The following is an 18,693-nucleotide window of genomic DNA, read 5'->3' on the forward strand; positions in this document are numbered from 1 at the left end:
ATTGTCTCTCCCGATCAGGCTTGAGCGCGACGCTCGGACGGCCGAGCCTTGTTGTAGAGCCACTCGGTCAAGGGCAGCGCGACGAACATGCCGACATAGAGGCCGGTGGCATAGGTCAGGATGTTGCTGGCGGCGGCGAGCGCCAGGATGATGTCCTTCTGGTCAGGGACAGCGGCGACGAGCCCGCCGGTGCAGGCGGCGAGCATCGAGCCGGAGCCGACGCCGCAGGACATGGCGAGCGCCCGCACGTCGAAGACACCGAGGCCGTGGACGATTGGCGGCATGATGGCGAATACGAAGGTGCCGATCAGTGTGCCGGTGGCATAGACGCCCATGGCGCCGGCGCCTTCCGGCGAGTTGAGACCGTATTTGTCGGCGATCAGTGCGAGGTTCGGTTCGCGATCGATCGAATAGGTCGCGCCGACGGCTTCGCGACCCATCCTGAGAAGAAAGACGGCGACCGGAAAGGCGATGAGGATCGTGCCGAGATTGCCGAGTTCCTGCAGCACGAGCGCCGGGCCGGCCTCGATGATCTTCGAGATCTGCGGGCCGACGGTCGTCCCGAACTTGGCGATGAACGGCATGATGGCAACGGTGATCATCGCTCCGGAAAGCTTGACCGCATCGCGCGACAGGAACTTGGCGCTTGCCTTGAAAATGGCAGGATTGAAAAGGATGCCGAGCGCGAAGGCATAGAGAATCGGCAGGAAGATGACGGTGCCGATGCCGATCGGAAGGCGTTGAATGCCGATCAGCTCGGAGACGATGACGATCGCCAGCACAATGAGATGCAGATAGAGCGCGCCGGAGGCGGCTCCGGTTTTCCCGGTCATGATGTTCTCCTCTGGTTGGGAGCCAGTTGTTGTTCTTTACCCAGGTTTCACAGTAGGGGGTGAGGGCAAATTGCGGCTAGTCGGCCCGCAAGCAACGAAGTGTTGCGATTTGAGCAACGGGTGCGCCGTCACTCCGGCGGCAATCGGGATCCACCCCGCAGCGCCTTTATGTCATGGCTCAAATCCTGCATTTCATTCCAGTTGGCGTCACGACGAATCGTCGCCGCCTCTGTCTTTGCTGTTGCACAGCGGGAAGGGGGAGCCAAGGGGCATTGCACCTCCCGTAGCCGTTCTTCCGATGCGTTCCACTGGTTGTCGCCGGTGCTGCCGGAATGTTGGGGCGCACCTCACAAAAGCCCGTGAAAGTCCATTGAAATCGATTACATTTTCTGGCTTGATGGAATTCGCAAGATTTGGGAGGATCTTATGAAGAAATTTATCGCCGCAGCGCTTGGCGCTGTCGCAACCATTGCTATTTCCGCTTCTTTCGCCAATGCCGAGACCTTCAAGATCGGCCTGTCCAACGGTTGGGTGGGCAGCGAATGGCGTACACAGATGATCGACGAGGCCAAGGAGGCCGCGGCGAAATGGAAGGAAAAGGGCGTCGACGTCGAAGTCTCCGTCCAGAGCGCCAATGTCGACGTGCCCGGGCAGATTGCGCATGTGCGCAACTTCATCGCGGAGGGCGTTAACGCCATCATCATCAACCCCAACAGCCCGACGGCCTTCGATCCGATCTTTGCCCAGGCGAAGGAAGCCGGCATCTTGGTGATCGCAACGGACGCCGAGGTTTCCTCGCCGGACGCGATTTATGTCGGCATCGACCAGACGGCCTGGGGTGCGGCCGGTGCCAAGTGGCTCGCCGAAACGCTCGGCGGCAAGGGCAAGGTGGTTGCGATCAACGGCGTCGCCGGCCATCCGGCCAACGAGATGCGCGTCGCCGGCTACAGGAGCGTCTTCAAGGACTATCCGGATATCCAGGTCGTCAACGAGGTCAATGCAAACTGGGATCAGGCGCAGGGCCAGCAGGCCATGCAGAACATCCTTGCGACCTATCCTGACATCAACGGCGTCGTCGTGCAGGACGGCATGGCGGCCGGTGCATGGAAGTCGATCATGGATGCCGGCAAGACCAGTCAGATCGCCGCGACCGGCGAAATCCGCAAGGACTTCATCGATCTCTGGGTGAAGGACAAGCTGAACTCCGGCGCGACCGTCAACCCGCCGGGTGTGATGGCAAGCGCGCTCAACGTCGCGGTGCTAATGCTGCAGGGCAAGGAGTTGAAGGAACCGGCAACGGCGGGGCAGTACAAGAACGCCATGTATCTGCCGATCCCGTTCATCGATTCCAAGAACCTTGCAGACGCCGCCAAGCAGCTCGACGGCAAGCCCGGTTACTACTCCTACACCAGTGCACTTTCGATCGACGACGCGACGGCGCTGTTCAAGTAAGCCTTGGTTCCGCCGGGTAACTTCATAGGAGTTGTCCGGCGACCGTCGCCGACGACTGCCGAGGGCAGGGCCGCGATGGGCATGAAATCAGCTGCAGTTGAGCCCGCGCGAGGCCGGCCTGAAAGGCGATGCGGCAAGCAACCAAATGACGGACGACAGCCGATGTCGAAACTGAGATTGAACGGCGTGAGCAAGGCTTACGGCGCAACGCTGGCGCTACGCCGCGGCGACCTCGAGGTCGCCGCCGGCGAAGTGCATGTGCTGATGGGCTCCAACGGCTCCGGCAAGAGCACGCTCTGCAAGATCATCGCCGGCAGCGTTCGCCCTGACGCCGGCCAGATCCTGATCAATGACAAGCCGGTGACGATTTCCGGACCGCAAGCCGCGCGCGTTGCCGGCATCGGCGTCTTCTATCAGGAGCTCAGTCTGGCCAACCGTCGTTCGGTCGAGGAGAACATCTGCCTCTCCGCGCTGCCGGTGAAGGCCGGCCTCTTCATCGACCGCCAGGCGTTGAAGGCGCGGGCGGCGCGCTACATCGCTCTGTTCTCGCAGGTTGCCGGCGAAGGCTTCCATGCGCAGGCGCTCGTCGGCAATCTCCGGGCCGACCAGCGGCAACTGGTCGAAATCATGAAGGCGCTCGCGAGCGAAGCGCCAATACTGATCTTCGACGAACCGACCTCGGCGCTTGACCGCGCCCAGGTCGATCGCTTCTTCGAAATCCTGCGTGGCCTGAAGGCGCAAGGACGTGGCATCATTTTCATCTCGCACCGCATGGACGAAATCACCGCGATCGGCGATCGCGTGACGATCATCCGCGACGGCGAGACCATCGAGACACTGAAGCTTTCCGACATCGACCCGGCAACGGTCATCCGGCTGATGGTCGGTGGTGCCAGCGATATGCCGGCGGCGCGGTCCGCCGCGCCAGCGGTGGTGGAAACCCAGGCGAAGGCGGCAATCTCCGTGCGGAATCTCTCAGGTAAGGGTTTTCGCGATGTCAGCTTCGAGGTCGCGCACGGCGAGATCCTCGGCCTCGGCGGCCTGCACGGTCAGGGTCAATCGGCGCTGCTGCGGGCGATTTTCGGCGCGAACCCTGTGACGTCGGGCGCGGTGACGATCGGCGGCGAGCGCTATGACGCCAAAAGCCCGCGCGATGCCATCCGGCGCGGCTGCGCCTATGTCTCGGGTGACCGCGGCCGTGACGGGGTGATCCGCGGCCGTCCGATCATCGAGAATGTCACCCCGATCCATTATCTTCGCGACCGGCTGATGATCGCGCGGCCTTCTCGCCTCAGGAACAAGGCAATGCCGGCGCTGGAGGCGATGCACACGAAATTTGCGAGCCTCTTCCATCCGATCAATTCGCTTTCCGGCGGCAACCAGCAGAAGGTGATCATCGCCCGCTGGCTGATCGACCGGCCCGACGTGCTCCTGCTCGACGATCCGACCAAGGGCATCGACCTTTCGGCAAAGGCCGATCTCTTCGCGCTGATCCGGCAGCTCGCGGCCGAGGGGCTTGGTATTCTGCTCTATTCGTCCGAGGATGCCGAGCTGCTCGGCAATGCCAACCGTATCCTTGTCTTTAATGGCGGCTCGGTGACGCGCGAACTGACCGGCGACGATCGCACGCGTTACAATCTCTACCAGGCTGCATACGAGGCCGCGTGATGACATCGACCACGACAGACATTCGATCTTTCGGGGCAGGCGGCTTCCGCTCCTGGCTGGAGCGCTACCCTTTCCTTCCGGCGCTCGTCATCATTGTCGCGCTTCTGGCGCTCAACGGCATCTTTTCGCCAAACAGCCTGAGCTTCCGCTCGCTGACGGGTCTTTTCAGCACCTATCTGGCGCTGGTCATGCTGGCGATTGCGCAGACCTATGTCGTCTCCGCCGGTGACATCGATCTTTCCGCGGGCGCGACGCTGTCGCTGGTCAACGTCGCCATCGTCGTGCTGATGGAGCGCTGGGGCGGTGGCGCCGGCGCCGTGCTGCTCGCGCTGGCGCTCGGCGTCCTCATCGGGCTTGCCTGCGGCCTGGTCAACGGACTCGTCGTTGCCGCGCTGCGGCTGCAGGCGATCGTTGCGACCTTTGCGACCAGCATCTTCTTTACCGGTCTGGCGCTCTATGTGATGCCGGTCGCCGGCACGCCGGCGCCGGCGCTCTTCTGGCGCACCTATGGCGGGCGGCTTCTCGGCGTCCCCTTCGTGTTCTACGCGCTCACGGCACTCGCCGTTCTGCTCTTTCTGCTGTCGCGCACGCGCATCGTCACCGAACTCCTGGCAGTCGGCGACGACCAGCAGGCGGCCTATCAGACGGGGCTTCCCGTCGTTGCCGTACGCATCAAGGGTTACCTGCTCTGCGGGCTGTTCTCGGCGCTCGCGGCATTCTGCCTGACCGGCGACACCGCAAGCGGCGATCCGCTCGTCGGTGGCAAAATGACGCTCTACAGCGTCGCCGCCGTGGTGCTTGGCGGCAGCGCGCTCGCCGGCGGCTGGACAACGGTGGTCGGCTCGATCCTGGGTGCGCTGACGATCGGCCTCGTCAATTCGCTGGTCTTCTTCATGGGCACGCCGTCGGAATGGCAGAACTTCGTCCAGGGCCTCGCCATCCTCCTGGTGCTGATGGCAGGTGTGCTCGCCGGACGGAGGGCACACGCATGACAGCGATCACCACCTTTTTCAAACAGCCGTTGGTCGTAGCGCTCATCCTCATCGTCGTGCTGCTTGTCCTCGGCGAAAGCCTGTCTCCCGGTTTCGCTTCGGCCGATCAGATCCTGCGCCTGCTGATCGTCGCCTCGCTGCTCGGCATCGTCGCGGCCGGCCAGAACGTCGTCATCCTCGGCGGCCGCGAGGGCATCGATCTCTCCGTAGGCGGTGTCGTCTCGCTCTCCGCCATCATCGCCGGCAACGTCATGAATGGCGCCGACGGCGGGATCCTGCCGGCAGTGCTTGCCTGCCTTGCTGCGGGTGCTTTTTTCGGCTTGCTGAACGGCCTCGGCGTCACGCTTCTGCGCATCCCGCCGCTGGTGATGACGCTCGGCATGCTCGGCGTTTTACAGGGGCTGCTCGTCGTCATCCGCCAGGGCATTCCTTCAGGTCGGGCGGCACCCGGCCTCTCCGCCTTCGTCACCCAGCCGCTTCTGCTTGGCATTCCCGGCATCATCTGGCTCTGGATCGCCATCGGCCTGTTCATGGCCCTCATGCTGAACCGGACCGTCTTCGGCCACCGCATCTATGCGATCGGCTCGAATGAACATGCCGCCTACATGGCCGGCGTTCCGGTCCGCCTCATGCGCATCGGCCTCTTCATGATCTCGGGCATGTTTGCCGCGATCGCCGGGCTCTGCCTGCTCGGTTATTCCGGCTCCTCTTTCGCCAATGTCGGCGAGCAATACATGCTTTCCTCGATCATAGCGGTGGTCTTCGGCGGCACCTCGCTTGCCGGCGGCAAGGGCGGCTACACCGGCACCATGGCGGGCGCGTTGCTGCTCGTCATCCTCCAGGGCATCCTGACCACGGTCAACATCGACGAGTCCGGCCGCCAGATGGTGTTCGGCGCGACGCTGTTGTTTCTCATGCTGTTCTACGGCCGCGGGCGGGCGATGCGGGCATGAGCGAGCGGCCGAAGATCAAGGACATCGCAGAGCGCGCCGGCGTCTCGGTCGCCACCGTTTCGCGTGCGCTCAGCGGCTCTTCGCTGGTGACCGACGAGACGCGCAAACGCATCCACGAACTTGCCCGCGAGCTCAACTATCGGCCGAATGTCAGTGCCCGCAATTTGCGAACCCGACGGTCGATGTCGGTGCTGCTCGTCGTCCGCGACGTCGGCAACCCTTTCTATCTCGAGATCCTCAAGGGTGTTGAGGCGACGGCGCGCGAGGCGGGCTACGCCGTTCTCATGGGCAACACCGAGAACGACCCGGATCGCGAGGTTGAATATTTCAACATGCTGCGCGACGGCCATGCCGACGGCATGATCTTGATGACCGGCAAGCTGCCGGCGCCGCGACCGGGCGAAAGTGCCGGTCTTTCACATCTGCCCGTCGTGGTCGCGCTGGAACTGATCGAGACCTCAGGTTTTCCGCATGTGCAGATCGACAATGCCGCAGCGGCGCGTAGCGCCGTGGAACATTTGATCGGGCTCGGTCACCGCCGCATCGCCCACATCTCCGGGCCATTGCCGGAGGTGATGGCGACCCATCGTCGCGATGGCTACCGGGCGGCGATGCAGGCGGCCGGCCTGCCGATCCCTGATGGCTATGAAGTCCGTGGCGATTACCTGCTGGAGAGTGGCGAAGCGCGCGCGGCCGAGCTCTTCGATCTGCCGGAACCGCCGACGGCGATCTTTGTCGCCAACGACGAGATGGCCTATGGCGCGATTCATGCGCTGCGCCGTCTCGGCTGCGACGTGCCCGGCGATGTGTCCGTCGTCGGCTTCGACGACCTCTACTTGAGCAAGGCCTTTTATCCGCCGCTGACGACGGTCAGCCAGCCGCGCGCGGATATCGGCCGCACCGCGATGTCGCTGCTTCTCAACATCATGTCCGGCGACGATGTCGCCGCTCCGGCAATCGTCCTGCCGACCGCTCTCAACATTCGTGGCAGTACCGCGCCGCCGCGGAAATGATCTGACTCTTTGAAATGACGCAATTCCGGACGGAAGCCCGTTTCACAACTTTCCTGGAATTGCGTCGAGACAGCCCGGGAGAAAAGAATGACACAGCTACCGAAACAGACGCTGCGCGTGGGTTTCGTCGGGTCGGGTTTCATCGCCCATTTCCATCTGAAATCGATGATCGGCGTGCGCAACGTCGAGGTGACCGGCGTCTTCAGCCGCAAGCCGGAAAATCGGGAGAAGTTTGCGAAGGAGGTCGCCGCGCTCGGCCTCGGAACCTGCCGCACCCATGAAAGCCTGGAGGTGCTGCTGACGGCCGATGACGTCGACGCGATCTGGATCCTTTCGCCCAACTACACCCGCCTCGACGTGATGCGTTCGTTGCACAAGGCAATCAAGGAGGGCCGCAGCAAGGTCTTCGCCGTTGCCTGCGAAAAGCCGCTCGCCCGCACCGTCGCCGAGGCGCGCGAGATGCTGTCGCTTGCCGAGGATGCCGGCCTCAACCATGGCTACCTCGAAAACCAGGTGTTCTGCACGCCGGTACTGCGCGGCAAGGAGATCATCTGGCGGCGCGCCGCCTCCACCACGGGTCGGCCCTATCTGGCGCGGGCGGCCGAGGAACATTCCGGTCCGCACGAGCCCTGGTTCTGGCAGGGCGACAAGCAGGGCGGCGGCGTGCTCTCGGACATGATGTGCCACAGCGTCGAGGTGGCGCGCTACCTGCTGACGGCGCCCGGAGCACCGCGCAATTCGCTGAAGATCAAGGCGGTGAACGGCACGGTCGCGAACCTGAAATGGACGCGACCGAACTACGCCGAGCAGCTGCGTAAGCGCTTCGGCAGCGAGGTCGACTACCGCAAACGGCCGTCGGAGGATTTCGCCCGTGCCACGGTGACGCTCGAAGACCAGGATGGCAACGAGCTGATGATCGAGGCCACCACCTCCTGGGCCTATGTCGGCGCCGGGCTGCGCATACAGCTGGAACTGCTCGGGCCGGAATATGCGCTTGAATACAATTCGCTGAGCACCGGCCTCAAGATCTTCATGTCGCGCGAGGTCAAGGGCTCCGAAGGCGAGGATCTCGTCGAGAAGCAGAATGCCGAACAGGGTCTGATGCCGGTGCTCGAGGACGAAGCCGGCGTCTACGGCTATACGGATGAGAACCGCCACATGGTCGAGTGCTTTCGCAAGGGAGGGAAGCCGCTCGAAACCTTCGAGGACGGACTCGCCGTCGTCGAGATGCTGATGGGCCTCTACCGCTCGGCGGAGATCAATGCGACACTCAACTTTCCGGCGCCGGAACTCGAGCATTACGTGCCGGTCGTCGCGCGCCGGAGCGCCTGATGGCTGTATTTCCGGCCTCAGGAAATGGTGGCCGGGATTATACGCTCATGTCCGCGATTTCTGTTGACGGGGATCAATGCCGTCGCTCGGGGTTCTACTACGCTGATCCAAACCCAAGATCTGGTCACGAGGAGAAAACGCGATGACATACAAGACCATTCTCGCCGTCGTCGGCGTCGATCATTCCGCAGAGCATCTGCGTGCGGCAGCACAAGTCTGTGCATCCGCAAACGCCCACCTCTCCCTGTTGATCGTCAAGCTCGCCGCATCTCCACCGATCGGGGATTATGCCGCCGCCATCTCCGTCGATTGGCTGAACGAGCGGCAGCGCGACGTCGACAAGCTCGAGTCCTGCGTGGCAAGAGCAACCGATGTTCTGACCAAGGAAGGCATCTCGTTCAGCGTCGAGACGAAATACACCGAGGCTGCCTGGGCCGATGACGAGATCGGCGAGCGCGCCCGCTACGCCGACCTGACGCTGGTCGGTGATGGCCTGACGCTGGATCCGGAGTTGCGTTCACGCACCATCGATGGAACGTTGTTCAGTTCCGCTCGCCCGGTCCTCATCATGCCCAAGGGCAAGCCCGCACGGCTTGATCCGAGGACCGTGGTGCTCGCCTGGAATTCCAGACTGGAAGCTGCACGCGCAGCGCGTGAAGCGCTCGAAATGTTGGCCGGAGCCGAGACCGTCTACGTTACGATGGTCGATCCTCGTGCCGCCTATGGCAAGAACGGCGAGGAACCCGGCGCTGATATCGCCGGCTACCTTGCCCGGCACGGCGTTTCCGTCTCCGTCGAGAGACTGCCGAGCGGCGGACACAGGGTTGACGACGTGATCAACCGGTTTGCGTCGGATGTGGCGGCCGATCTGATCGTCATGGGCGCCTACGGACATTCCAGAATGCGCGAGCGCGTCTTTGGCGGGGTCACCCGCTCGATGCTCGAAAACGCGGTGATCCCCGTGCTCATGGCGCATTGATCCCCATGCTTATGGCACCGACCGGCAGGGACGGGGCGCGGCGCGCAGCCATTTGCCAGCGCGCCCGCGGCGATCAGCCGGCAGAGGCCGCTCGTCCGCTTACGTCGTCGATCTCGATTTCGAAGAAGAGATGCGGGGATGCACCGGCAACGGGCTGTTTCCCGGGCTTCAGGCCGCCCGGTTCCCACCAGTTGACGCGCTGTTCGAGCAACGACCAGGCGTTCATGCGCTCGCGATGCCATTGCTTCGTGTCCGGTAGTTCCTGAAAGCGGCCGTGGATGATGACGCTTCGCCAATTCTGCCGGTCCGCTGTCGTGTCGATCTGTACGCAGACACGCGGATTGTCGCGCATCCAGTCGATCTTCTGCCCCGGCATGGAAAAGCTGTAGAGCCGGTTGGCGGCCAAGGCATACTGGATGGGAACGACATAGGGCTGGCCATCTCGGGCACAGCCCAGGCGGGCGATGTGGTTTTCAGCGACAAGGTCGAGACATTCCTGCCGCGTCATTTCTCTGATCAACATGTGGTCTCTCCTTTTTTGAAAGAGATGTTCAACCGTCAGTCTCCGCCGATCGGATATCGAGGCATTGATCTCGCTCAAGTTCGCTCAGCCTCAGGGGCGTCGCCGTTCTCGTAAAGCGCGGTCGGCGCCGGGCGGCCGCTCGATGCGGAAGCGGCGAAAAGGTGCCCGCGGAGAAGTCGCCGCGTGGCTCAGCGTGACGTTTCGATCGGCACGGACAGGCTGACCTTGACCGGGTCCATCGTCACGAAAGTGCGAAAGCGCTTGATGTTCGGATTGCCGAAGAACATCCGCCGCGTGAAGGCTTCATAATCGGCCATTGTCGGCACGATCACGACGAGCATGAAATCGATGTCGCCGGTGACATAGTAGCATTGCTGCACCTCGGGCGCGGCGGTGAACGCCGCCTTTGCCGCGTCGAGCAGGGCGATCTGCTCACTCTCGACCTCCACCTCCACCAGGATCGTCAGCGCCTGGTTGACGCTCGCGGGATCGACCAGCGCGACATTGGCGCGGATGACGCCGGTTTCCTCCATGCGTTTGATCCGCCGCTGGACGGCCGGAGCGGACAGATTGACCGCCTCGCCGATCTGGCGCTGGGGTATCGAATTGTCCTTCTGCAGGATGGCGAGGATCGCAAGATCGAAGCGGTCGAGTTCGATCTGGGGCTTTTTCGAGGAGGTCATCCGGGGCCTGTCGGTTGCTGAGTTCGCAGCGAGCCGTGAGCGGGACATCAGCCCTCTGGCCGGTCCAACTTTACAAACTTGCATTTGCTTTGGCCATTTAGAGCGCATTTCTCGTTCGCAATGAAATAGATTTTCGCAGGTCTACGGAGATTGCACCATGTTCCTTGCCAATACCCATGCCGATTTCGGCCATCATCTTGCGCCTGAAGATGCGGATATGCTGTCGCTCGCGGCCGCCGAAAAGGTCGAACAGCAGCTTGCCCGGCGCGCGGATCATCGGCCAACGCCGCTTCATGCTTTGCCTGCCTTGGCGAGTGAGATCGGCGTCGCCGGCGTCTTCGTCAAGGATGAGGGCCATCGCCTGGGTCTTGGAAGCTTCAAGGCGCTTGGCGGCTCCTACGCGGTGATACGCCTGGTGATCGAGGAGGCGGAACGGCGCCTCGGGCGTAGCCTCGATCTCGATGATCTCGATCAGCCTGAGGTCCGGGCGATTGCCGCCGGCATGACCTTCGGCTGCGCCACGGATGGTAATCACGGCCGCTCCGTCGCCATGGGCGCCAGGCTCGTCAGGGCGAAGTCGGTGATCTTCGTGCATTCCGGTGTCAGCGAGAAGCGCATAGAAGCGATCGCCCACTATGGCGCCGAGATCGTTCGGGTGGCCGGGACCTACGACGATTCCGTCGAGGAGGCCGCGCGGGTCTGCGAGGCGCACGGCTGGACCGTGGTCTCCGACACGTCCTGGCCGGGCTACGAATATATCCCTGGTCTGGTGATGCAGGGTTACACGGCGCTCCTCAGCGAAGCACTTCGGCAAATGGATCGGCCGCCGACCCATGTCTTCGTGCAGGCGGGCGTCGGTGGTATTGCCGCCGCCACGGCGGGACATCTGGCGCTGCGCTATGGCGCGAAGCGTCCGCGTTTCGTCGTCGTCGATCCGGCGCGGGCTGCCTGCCTTTACGAAAGCGCCAAGGCCGGACATCCCGTCAAGGTGGCGCATGGCGAACCGACGATCATGGCGATGCTCGAATGTTACGAGCCGTCGCTCGTTGCCTGGCGCATCCTGTCGCGCGCGGCCGATGCCTTCATGACCGTCGCCGAAGAGGATGCCGTTTCGGTCATGAACAGGCTGGCGCGCCCTGCCGGCGCCGACCCGGCGATCGTTTCCGGTGAAAGCGGTGGCGTTGGTCTGGCCGGGCTACTGGCGGTGGCCCGGGATCCGGCACTGCGCGAAGCGCTCGGATTGACGGCGCAGTCGCGCGTTTTCGTCATCAATACCGAGGGGGCGACGGACCCCGAGCGTTATGCCGCCCTGGTCGGATTGCCGCCCGAGGCGGTTGCGAACAACTCGAACGAAAGAGGGTGACCCATGGCGGAACTGGATTTTGATCAGCTTGTCGAGGAAATGAGGGCTTGGCGCCAGGACCTGCACGCGCATCCGGAGTTCGGTTTCGAGGAGCAGCGCACGTCATCCTTCGTCGCGGCGAAGCTTCGGGAGTTCGGGCTCGACGAGGTGGTGGAAGGCGTCGGTGGCACCGGCGTCGTTGGCCGGCTGAAGCGCGGCAACGGCAATCGCGCAATCGCGCTTCGCGCCGACATGGATGCACTCCGCATTCCGGAGCAGGGAGAGCTGTCCTATCGCTCGACCCGGCCCGGCACCATGCACGCCTGCGGCCATGACGGCCACACGGCGATGCTGCTGGGCGCTGCCAAGATGCTCGCCGAAGACGGCGGATTCGACGGAAGCGTGTGCTTCGTCTTCCAGCCGGCGGAGGAGTGGGGCAAGGGCGCGCTCGCGATGCTGAACGACGGCCTGATGGAACGCTTCCCCTTTGACGAGATCTACGGCCTGCACAACATGCCGGGGCTGCCGGTCGGCCGTTTCGAAACCCGCGCGGGCGCGATCATGTCGGCAGAGGACAACTTCGAGATCGTGCTGACCGGGGTTGGCGGACATGCGGCGCGACCGCATTGGGGCAACGAGACGCTTGTTGCCGCCTGCGCCACCGTCGTCAATCTGCAGACGATCGTCTCGCGCCGCCTGTCACCGACGGACATCGGCGTCGTTTCGGTGACGGAACTGCTGACGGACGGCACGCGCAATGCCTTGCCCGGCCACGCCCGGATCCTCGGTGATGCCCGCAGCTTCCGGCCGGAGGTCAGCGCGAAGATCGAGGCGGAGATGCGCGTGATCGCCAAGGGCACGGCGGACGCCTATGGCTGCGAAGTCGAGGTCAACTACACACGCGAGTTCGTGCCGCTCATCAACGATCCGGTGCTGACCGGACACGCCTTTGCCGCGGCGGATTCCGTGTTCGGCTCCGAGAACCTCGCAACGGCGGCCGAGCCGATGACCGGTTCGGAAGACTTCGCGCGCTTTCTTGAGCATGTGCCGGGCTGCTTCGTCTTCATCGGTAACGGTGAGGCGTCGGCGCCGCTGCACAATCCGCGTTACGACTTCAACGACGATGCCCTGATCTTCGGCGCGCGCTACCACGCCGAGATCGTCCGGCAGCGACTGGCGCCCGCGGACACCCGGCCCTGATCAGAAAACGGCATGAAAGCAGGACAAGGATGCCATTGTATTCCATCGACGCCGCGCGCCTGACCGGGCGCATTCGCGAGCTTGGCGAAATCGGTCGCGATCCTCAGGGCCAATTGACGCGACTGGCCGGGTCCGACAACGACAGGGCGGGCCGCGACCGCCTCGTCGCCTGGATAAAGGCTGCGGGGCTCGACGTCGTGATCGACCGGATCGGCAACATCTTCGGCGTCTGGCGCGACGCGAGCAGTGCTGACGCAGAACCCATCATGCTTGGCTCGCATATCGACACGGTCATCAATGCCGGCATCTATGACGGCTGCTATGGCGTGCTTGCCGCGCTGGAAGTGATTGAGACCTTGACGGAGCGTGGCGTGACGCCGGCCCGGCCGATCGTCGTGGCAGCCTTCACCAATGAGGAAGGTGTGCGTTTTGCACCCGATATGCTCGGCTCACTCGTCTATGCCGGGGGCCTTTCTGTCGAGACCGCACTGGCAACCGTCGGCACCGATGGTTCGGTGCTGAGCGACGAACTGGAGCGGATCGGCTATGCCGGCGCTGTCGAGCCGGGGTTTCTCAAGCCCCATGCCTATGTCGAGCTCCATATCGAGCAGGGGCCGGTGCTGGAGCGGGAGGGGATGGCGATCGGCGCAGTCGAGAACCTGCAGGGCATTTCCTGGCAGCGGGTCACCATCGACGGTGTGGCAAATCACGCCGGCACCACCCCGATGGCGATGCGCCGGGACGCCGGACTTGCCGCCGCCCGTGTCGGCCTGTTCCTGCGTGAGTGGATCGATCGCTCGAATGCGCCGAGCGTGGCGACGATCGGCACCATGCGCTTCGAACCGAACGCGATCAACGTCATCCCGTCACGCGCGGTCTTCGCCGTCGACCTGCGCGACCCGGACGAGGACCGTCTGCAGGCACTCGAAGCGGCGCTTTCGGATTTTCTCGCGCGTGTCGGCAGGGAGGAAGGCGTAGAGATTTCCGTCGAACGTCTGGCGCGGTTCCAGCCGGTCGCATTCGACCAACACATTGTCGCGGCGATTGAGGCATCGGCGAAGGCGCGCGACCTGAAGAGCCGGCGCATGACCTCCGGCGCCGGTCATGATGCGCAGATGATCGCACGCATCGCTCCAGCCGCAATGATCTTCGTGCCGAGCCGTGAGGGTATCAGCCACAATCCGCGGGAACACACTGAACCCGCCGACCTCGTCGCCGGCGCCAATGTACTGCTCGATGTGGTCGAACGGATGGTTGGCAGCGGCTGGAAAGGCCGTTAGGAACATACGCGGCGAGAAAGACGATGCTCTGTATCCATAGCGCCGACGCCGCACTCCGGCAGGTCGTGATCGGGATAGACATTTCTCGAATGCAAAGCCGTGACGCCAGTTGAGCTGGTTCTCGCGCGTCAGAACTCGTGCCTACACGGACATCCGGAGTCTGGTTTCGAGAAGTAGCGCAGGTCCCCTCCGTTGCGACGAAGTTGACCTGCCTTCAAGGCTCTCATTTCGTGTGAACGGTCTTCTGCCGGCCAGACGATTCAGGCTGGCTATGTTGGAAGCGCCTTTCCGGTGTCCGGCGGAAAAGGTTGAGGAAACTGCTGCCGCCGTACCATACGTTGCCGCTTGGTCCGTAATCCCGTGAGTCGCGCGAGGATGAGTGGCGCTCGCTATGACTATCGCTGTCGATGACGGCAGTACCTCCGCCGCCTGCGCCGGTACCACCGGGCACGCCGCCTACGCCGCTGCCGTTACCGGTGCCCCAATCGCCGCCACCCTCTGCGCCGTTGCTTCCGCCGCCCTCGACGTTTTCGCCACCTTGGTCGCTGCCATCAGCGCCATTTTCACTATTCCCGCTGCCGCCATCGGTGTCGTCCGCATGGGCGGCGGAAATCCAGGAAAAGCCCGCGGCAAGACTTCCGCTGTCGTTGAGGCGTGGCAGATCTCCAGCGAGTGCCGCGAAGCCGCCTATCGACAGGGCCGTCAGTCTCAGCAGGCGTGTCCTCACGTCATTCTCCTCGTAAGCGGCGTTTTTTCGTCGTCTTGCAAGAGCACCACAGCAGACGGCAGCTTGGCGTGAATGACGGGTTCGCTGGCGACGACTTTTGCGTGAGGCTTACATATCGTTCAACCGATACAGGGGCAAGCTAGTCGCCCACGGCCAGCATCCGCCTTGCTGTCGGAAGGGACTGCGAGGCGTCCCTCCCGACGTGTTGCGCGTTAACTCCCAGCTTCGACTTCGCCGACCGGCATATAGAGGTCGCCGCCTTCGCGATACTTGGCGGCCATCGCCTCCAGCCCTTCCTTCTGTGCTTCCGCCCGAATGTCGTGCGAGATCCGCATCGAGCAGAACTTCGGGCCGCACATGGAGCAGAAATGCGCCACCTTGTGCGCTTCCTTCGGCAGCGTCTCGTCGTGGAAGTTGCGGGCTGTCTCCGGGTCGAGCGACAGGTTGAACTGGTCTTCCCAGCGGAACTCGAAGCGGGCGCGTGACAGCGCGTCGTCGCGCACCTGCGCGGCGGGATGGCCCTTGGCGAGGTCGGCGGCGTGGGCGGCGATCTTGTAGGTGATGACGCCCACCTTGACGTCGTTGCGGTCCGGCAGGCCCAGATGCTCCTTCGGCGTGACGTAGCACAGCATGGCGGTGCCGAACCAGCCGATCATCGCGGCGCCGATGCCGGAGGTGATGTGGTCGTAGCCGGGAGCGATATCCGTCGTCAGCGGTCCGAGCGTGTAGAACGGCGCCTCGCCGCAGACGGCGAGCTGCTTGTCCATGTTTTCCTTGATCTTGTGCATCGGCACGTGACCGGGGCCTTCGATCATCACCTGACAATCCTTGGCCCAGGCGATCCTCGTGAGTTCGCCGAGCGTCTCCAGTTCGGCGAATTGCGCCGCGTCGTTGGCGTCGGCGATCGAGCCGGGGCGCAAGCCATCACCGAGCGAGAAGGAGACGTCATAGGCGCGGCAGATGTCGCAGATCTCCTCGAAATGCTCGTAGAGGAAGCTCTCCTTGTGATGATGCAGACACCACTTGGCCATGATCGAGCCGCCGCGCGAGACGATGCCGGTCACCCGGTCGACGGTGAGCGGAATGTAATGCAGCCGCACGCCGGCATGGATGGTGAAATAGTCGACGCCCTGTTCGGCCTGCTCGATCAGCGTGTCGCGGTAGACCTCCCAGGTCAGGTCCTCGGCGATGCCGTTGACCTTTTCCAGCGCCTGATAGAGCGGCACGGTACCGATCGGAACCGGCGAATTGCGGATGATCCATTCGCGGATGTTGTGGATGTTGCGGCCGGTCGAAAGGTCCATGACCGTGTCGGCGCCCCAGCGGGTCGCCCAGACCATCTTTTCGACCTCTTCGGCCATCGACGAGGTGACGGCGGAGTTGCCGATATTGGCGTTGATCTTCACCAGGAAGTTCCGGCCGATGATCATCGGCTCGGATTCCGGATGGTTGATGTTGGCGGGCAGGATCGCCCGGCCGCTGGCGATTTCCTGGCGCACGAATTCCGGTGTGACATGGTCGGGGATATGGGCGCCGAAGCTCTCGCCATCGCGCGCTTTCGCGCGCGCCGCATCGCGGCCGAGGTTTTCTCGGATCGCCACGAATTCCATTTCGGGCGTGATGATGCCGGCGCGGGCATAGGCAAGCTGGGTTACCGCCTTGCCGGCCACTGCCTTCAGCGGCGCATGCTGGAATGGGAAGGTCGGCGTCAGCCGGTCGCCGCTGGCAAAGCCGTTGTCCTCTGGCCGGACGGTGCGCCCCTCGTAGGTTTCCACATCGCCGCGGGCGACGATCCAGTTGCGGCGCAGCCGCGGCAACCCTTCCTCGATGCGGATTTCGGCATCGTCGGCGGTATAGGCGCCGGAGGAATCATAGACCGTGACCGGCGGTTCGCCCGAGGTCGGGTGCAGCGCGATCTCACGCATCGGCACGCGGAGATCCGGATGCAGGATGCCGGCCTTGTGAACTTTTCGGGATGCCGGAAGCGGACCTTGGGTGACCGAGAGGGCTGCGGGCTTTGTGGCAATATTCATGACGAGGCTCCAAGTTTGCGATTGGAGACCCAGTTCTGATGCCGGAAGGATGAAAGACGCGCCGCCAGGTGCTGAACGCACGGAATCCTGGCTTCGATATCTGCACCGTCCCTACGCCAGTATGAACTGGATCAGGTTCAACGGGTCACTGCGCCACAGCCGGCGAGCCGGCCATCCAGCAGAATCTCAGCCCCTTGCGGGACCCCCCTGGTGAATGCCCAAGAGATAGCCATCGAACGGCACGGGTCGTCAAGCGTTAATCCGCTTATCGATCCGATTGCGCGTACTGCGGGTATATCGAGTCTACCGTGGAACTCAGCGGTCGGCCTTCACCGATCCTCCACGCTCCGCATAGTCGGCGCGGTTGATGCCGTGGCGCTGGAGCTTGTCGTAAAAGGTCTTGCGCGGAATGCCGAGCGCTTCGATGGTCGCCTTGACGTCGCCGCGCTGGGCTCGGAGCGCCTCCTTCAGGATCTCCGCCTCGTAGCGTTCGAGCCGCTCCGGCAGCGCGAAACCGGACTGTTCGGCCGAGGCAACGGGCTGCCCCAACGGGCCTTCGACGCCGAGCGCGACGCGTTCGGCAAAATGCGAAAGCTCGCGCACATTGCCAGGCCAGTGGTGCGTCATTAGGTGCTGCTGCACGGCCGGTGAGATGACGGGCATGTCACGCTTGAAGCGCTCGACTGCCCGGGTCAGGAAGTGCGAGAAGAGCAGCGGGATGTCGTCACGGCGTTCGCGCAGCGGCGGGATCGACAACGTCACGACGTTCAATCGAAAGTAGAGGTCTTCGCGAAAGTCACCGCGCTCAACCGGGTCGCCCAGATCGATCTTGGCGGCGGCGATGACGCGGATATCGACAGGGCGGACCTGATTGGTGCCGAGGGGTGTAATCTCGCGCGCTTCAAGAACACGCAGCATCTTGACCTGGGTTGCCGGCGGCATTGCCTCGATCTCGTCGAGGAACAGGGTGCCGCCGCTCGCATGTTCGATCCGGCCAACCCGCTTCTTCAGCGCGCCGGTGAAGGCACCCTGTTCGTGGCCGAAGAGTTCGCTTTCGATCACCGTTTCCGGCAGGGCGCCGCAGTTCAGCGCGACGAAATTGCCGTTGCGGCGCCGGCTCCAATTGTGGAGCAGGGTGGCGACCACTTCCTTGCCGCTGCCGGTTTCGCCGGCGACGAGCACGTCGACATCCGTGTCGGCGATGTGCCGGATCGTCTGGCGCAGCCGCTCCATGACCGGTGTCTGGCCGATCAGCGGCAGGCTATCGCCGGCCGCCTCCGCCGCCCGTTTCAACGCGCGGTTCTCCATGACGAGCCGGCGCTTTTCGAGCGCGCGCCGCACGCTCTGCACCAGCCGATCGGCGGCAAAGGGCTTGGGAATGAAGTCATAGACGCCGTCCTGCAATGCCTGCACCGCCATCGGGATATCGCCGTGGCCGGTCACCAGGATCACGGGCAGGTCGGCATCGAAGGCGACGATGCGGCGATGGAGCGCCAGGCCGTCGATGCCCGGCATGCGGATATCGCTGACGACGATGCCGTCGAAATCGGCGTCGAGCTTCTCCAGCGCTTCGGCGGCACTTGCAAGCGAGGTGACGGCAAGGCCCGCAAGTTCCAGCGTCTGCTTCATCGCCTTGCGCAGATCGTTGTCGTCGTCGATGAGGTAAACGGACGGCTGCATCGC

At 63.6% G+C, this 18,693-nt stretch carries 16 protein-coding genes and 1 riboswitch; of the genes, 10 read left to right on the forward strand and 6 right to left on the reverse strand.

Translation table 11 applies throughout. The annotated features are described in order from the left end of the window. Nucleotides 1-14 precede the first annotated feature (14 nt). Entirely contained in the window at nt 15-833 is an 819-nt protein-coding gene (locus BHMPCIPO_RS26310) for a DUF3100 domain-containing protein (protein ID WP_173519672.1), read from the reverse strand. Nucleotides 834-1,259: 426 nt separating this feature from the next. Between BHMPCIPO_RS26310 and BHMPCIPO_RS26315 the strand changes: the two genes are divergently transcribed. From BHMPCIPO_RS26315 to BHMPCIPO_RS26345, 7 genes are all read left to right on the forward strand, one after another. Continuing rightward, a complete protein-coding gene (locus tag BHMPCIPO_RS26315) occupies nt 1,260-2,285 on the forward strand; it encodes an ABC transporter substrate-binding protein (protein WP_173519673.1) in 1,026 nt (341 codons plus the stop codon). Nucleotides 2,286-2,447: 162 nt separating this feature from the next. After that, nucleotides 2,448-3,953: a sugar ABC transporter ATP-binding protein gene (locus tag BHMPCIPO_RS26320; RefSeq protein ID WP_173519674.1), complete on the forward strand. Its 1,506-nt coding sequence runs from the start codon at nt 2,448-2,450 to the stop codon at nt 3,951-3,953. Further along, a complete protein-coding gene (locus BHMPCIPO_RS26325; RefSeq protein WP_173519675.1) occupies nt 3,953-4,945 on the forward strand; it encodes an ABC transporter permease in 993 nt (330 codons plus the stop codon). The genes BHMPCIPO_RS26320 and BHMPCIPO_RS26325 overlap by 1 nt, the downstream gene beginning before the upstream one ends. Beyond that, entirely contained in the window at nt 4,942-5,898 is a 957-nt protein-coding gene (locus BHMPCIPO_RS26330) for an ABC transporter permease (protein ID WP_173519676.1), read from the forward strand. Before BHMPCIPO_RS26325 ends, BHMPCIPO_RS26330 begins: the two co-directional genes overlap by 4 nt. After that, on the forward strand, nt 5,895-6,911 hold the full coding sequence (locus BHMPCIPO_RS26335) for a LacI family DNA-binding transcriptional regulator (RefSeq protein WP_173519677.1): 1,017 nt from the start codon (nt 5,895-5,897) through the stop codon (nt 6,909-6,911). The genes BHMPCIPO_RS26330 and BHMPCIPO_RS26335 overlap by 4 nt, the downstream gene beginning before the upstream one ends. A gap of 87 nt (nt 6,912-6,998) precedes the next feature. Then, entirely contained in the window at nt 6,999-8,243 is a 1,245-nt protein-coding gene (locus BHMPCIPO_RS26340) for a Gfo/Idh/MocA family protein (protein WP_173519678.1), read from the forward strand. Nucleotides 8,244-8,385: 142 nt separating this feature from the next. After that, entirely contained in the window at nt 8,386-9,222 is an 837-nt protein-coding gene (locus tag BHMPCIPO_RS26345) for a universal stress protein (protein WP_173519679.1), read from the forward strand. 73 nt (nt 9,223-9,295) lie between these two features. On the opposite strand, the gene BHMPCIPO_RS26350 is transcribed toward BHMPCIPO_RS26345, so the two are convergent. Then, nucleotides 9,296-9,745, reverse strand: coding sequence for a pyridoxamine 5'-phosphate oxidase family protein (locus tag BHMPCIPO_RS26350; protein WP_173519680.1), 450 nt, complete (start codon nt 9,743-9,745; stop codon nt 9,296-9,298). Nucleotides 9,746-9,933: 188 nt separating this feature from the next. Further along, the gene (locus BHMPCIPO_RS26355; protein WP_173519681.1) at nt 9,934-10,428 is read right to left on the reverse strand and encodes an Lrp/AsnC family transcriptional regulator; all 495 of its coding nucleotides are present in this window, start codon (nt 10,426-10,428) and stop codon (nt 9,934-9,936) included. A gap of 157 nt (nt 10,429-10,585) precedes the next feature. Between BHMPCIPO_RS26355 and BHMPCIPO_RS26360 the strand changes: the two genes are divergently transcribed. Genes BHMPCIPO_RS26360 through BHMPCIPO_RS26370 form a run of 3 tightly spaced genes read left to right on the forward strand, consistent with a single transcriptional unit; the run spans nt 10,586 to nt 14,250 of the window. Next, complete coding sequence (locus BHMPCIPO_RS26360) at nt 10,586-11,791, forward strand: diaminopropionate ammonia-lyase (protein WP_173519682.1); 1,206 nt, start codon at nt 10,586-10,588, stop codon at nt 11,789-11,791. A gap of 3 nt (nt 11,792-11,794) precedes the next feature. Continuing rightward, entirely contained in the window at nt 11,795-12,970 is a 1,176-nt protein-coding gene (locus BHMPCIPO_RS26365) for a M20 aminoacylase family protein (protein WP_173519683.1), read from the forward strand. Between the two features lie 29 nt (nt 12,971-12,999). After that, nucleotides 13,000-14,250: a Zn-dependent hydrolase gene (locus tag BHMPCIPO_RS26370; protein WP_173519684.1), complete on the forward strand. Its 1,251-nt coding sequence runs from the start codon at nt 13,000-13,002 to the stop codon at nt 14,248-14,250. Between the two features lie 223 nt (nt 14,251-14,473). Here BHMPCIPO_RS26370 and BHMPCIPO_RS26375 read toward each other — a convergent pair whose 3' ends face one another. The 3 genes from BHMPCIPO_RS26375 to BHMPCIPO_RS26385 form a co-directional block, all read right to left on the reverse strand. Then, on the reverse strand, nt 14,474-14,977 hold the full coding sequence (locus BHMPCIPO_RS26375) for a hypothetical protein (protein WP_173519685.1): 504 nt from the start codon (nt 14,975-14,977) through the stop codon (nt 14,474-14,476). 212 nt (nt 14,978-15,189) lie between these two features. Further along, the gene (gene thiC / locus BHMPCIPO_RS26380; RefSeq protein WP_173519686.1) at nt 15,190-17,010 is read right to left on the reverse strand and encodes a phosphomethylpyrimidine synthase ThiC; all 1,821 of its coding nucleotides are present in this window, start codon (nt 17,008-17,010) and stop codon (nt 15,190-15,192) included. 90 nt (nt 17,011-17,100) lie between these two features. Further along, nucleotides 17,101-17,229, reverse strand: a riboswitch (TPP riboswitch). 96 nt (nt 17,230-17,325) lie between these two features. Beyond that, complete coding sequence (locus BHMPCIPO_RS26385; RefSeq protein ID WP_173519687.1) at nt 17,326-18,690, reverse strand: sigma-54-dependent transcriptional regulator; 1,365 nt, start codon at nt 18,688-18,690, stop codon at nt 17,326-17,328. Between the last annotated feature and the right edge of the window lie 3 nt (nt 18,691-18,693).

This window comes from Ensifer sesbaniae, from assembly GCF_013283665.1.
GTDB classification, from domain to species: domain Bacteria; phylum Pseudomonadota; class Alphaproteobacteria; order Rhizobiales; family Rhizobiaceae; genus Ensifer; species Ensifer sesbaniae.

What these genes read in the sequence shown, in the direction of transcription:
- BHMPCIPO_RS26320 (WP_173519674.1), top strand. Translation starts at nt 2,448, where the DNA reads ATGTCGAAACTGAGATTGAACGGCGTGAGCAAGGCTTACGGCGCAACG.
- BHMPCIPO_RS26365 (WP_173519683.1), top strand. Translation starts at nt 11,795, where the DNA reads ATGGCGGAACTGGATTTTGATCAGCTTGTCGAGGAAATGAGGGCTTGG.
- BHMPCIPO_RS26360 (WP_173519682.1), top strand. Translation starts at nt 10,586, where the DNA reads ATGTTCCTTGCCAATACCCATGCCGATTTCGGCCATCATCTTGCGCCT.
- BHMPCIPO_RS26330 (WP_173519676.1), top strand. Translation starts at nt 4,942, where the DNA reads ATGACAGCGATCACCACCTTTTTCAAACAGCCGTTGGTCGTAGCGCTC.
- BHMPCIPO_RS26335 (WP_173519677.1), top strand. Translation starts at nt 5,895, where the DNA reads ATGAGCGAGCGGCCGAAGATCAAGGACATCGCAGAGCGCGCCGGCGTC.
- BHMPCIPO_RS26350 (WP_173519680.1), bottom strand. Translation starts at nt 9,745, where the DNA reads ATGTTGATCAGAGAAATGACGCGGCAGGAATGTCTCGACCTTGTCGCT.
- BHMPCIPO_RS26385 (WP_173519687.1), bottom strand. Translation starts at nt 18,690, where the DNA reads ATGCAGCCGTCCGTTTACCTCATCGACGACGACAACGATCTGCGCAAG.
- BHMPCIPO_RS26325 (WP_173519675.1), top strand. Translation starts at nt 3,953, where the DNA reads ATGACATCGACCACGACAGACATTCGATCTTTCGGGGCAGGCGGCTTC.
- BHMPCIPO_RS26345 (WP_173519679.1), top strand. Translation starts at nt 8,386, where the DNA reads ATGACATACAAGACCATTCTCGCCGTCGTCGGCGTCGATCATTCCGCA.
- BHMPCIPO_RS26355 (WP_173519681.1), bottom strand. Translation starts at nt 10,428, where the DNA reads ATGACCTCCTCGAAAAAGCCCCAGATCGAACTCGACCGCTTCGATCTT.
- BHMPCIPO_RS26340 (WP_173519678.1), top strand. Translation starts at nt 6,999, where the DNA reads ATGACACAGCTACCGAAACAGACGCTGCGCGTGGGTTTCGTCGGGTCG.
- BHMPCIPO_RS26370 (WP_173519684.1), top strand. Translation starts at nt 13,000, where the DNA reads ATGCCATTGTATTCCATCGACGCCGCGCGCCTGACCGGGCGCATTCGC.
- thiC (WP_173519686.1), bottom strand. Translation starts at nt 17,010, where the DNA reads ATGAATATTGCCACAAAGCCCGCAGCCCTCTCGGTCACCCAAGGTCCG.
- BHMPCIPO_RS26315 (WP_173519673.1), top strand. Translation starts at nt 1,260, where the DNA reads ATGAAGAAATTTATCGCCGCAGCGCTTGGCGCTGTCGCAACCATTGCT.
- BHMPCIPO_RS26310 (WP_173519672.1), bottom strand. Translation starts at nt 833, where the DNA reads ATGACCGGGAAAACCGGAGCCGCCTCCGGCGCGCTCTATCTGCATCTC.